1 rRNA gene is annotated in these 845 nt (G+C 50.5%); it reads right to left on the bottom strand.

The features are described from left to right. Nucleotides 1-845, bottom strand: a 23S ribosomal RNA gene (locus SD31_RS16315); the annotation flags it as partial.

An 845-nucleotide genomic window follows, 5' to 3' on the forward strand; every position in this document is an offset into this window, starting at 1 on the left:
TCCGTTACCTTTTTGGAGGCGACCACCCCAGTCAAACTACCCACCAAACAATGTCCTCGCTATTCAGCAAGTTATAAACCGAATACAGAAAGGGCGGTATTTCAACGTCGTATCCACGAATCCTGGCGAACCCGCTTCATATACTCCCGCCTATCCTACACATCCTGTATCCAATCTCAATGTTAAGCTATAGTGAAGGTTCATGGGGTCTTTCCGTCCCGTTGCGGGTAATCGGCGTCTTCACCGATACCACAATTTCACCGAGCTCATGGCTGAGACAGCGCCAGATCGTTACACCATTCGTGCAGGTCGGAACTTACCCGACAAGGAATTTCGCTACCTTAGGACCGTTATAGTTACGGCCGCCGTTTACTGGGGCTTCGATTCAATGCTTCGCCTTATGACTAACATCCCCTCTTAACCTTCCAGCACCGGGCAGGTGTCAGGCCTTATACCTCATCTTTCGATTTCGCAAAGCCATATGTTTTTGCTAAACAGTCGCCTGGGCCTTTTCACTGCGGCTGCTCCTCACAGAGACAGCGCCCCTTCTCCCGAAGTTACAGGGCCATTTTGCCGAGTTCCTTAGCCATGATTCACTCGAGCACCTTAGGATTCTCTCCTCGACTACCTGTGTCGGTTTACGGTACGGGTTTTCTTTACCTGAAGCTTAGCGGTTTTTCTTGGAAGTCTGATTACCTGCTCTATCAGCGCCCCCGTAGGTTTGCTGTACTATTGGGCCTCAGCAAGAATCTCGGATTTGCCTTACAGCTCCTATACTCACCACCCTTAACCGTAACTACTTTCGTCAGTCCGCGGCAAGCTGTCCACTTACTCCGTCTCCACTC

The organism is Sphingobacterium sp. T2 (assembly GCF_000814685.1).
GTDB lineage: Bacteria > Bacteroidota > Bacteroidia > Sphingobacteriales > Sphingobacteriaceae > Sphingobacterium > Sphingobacterium thermophilum.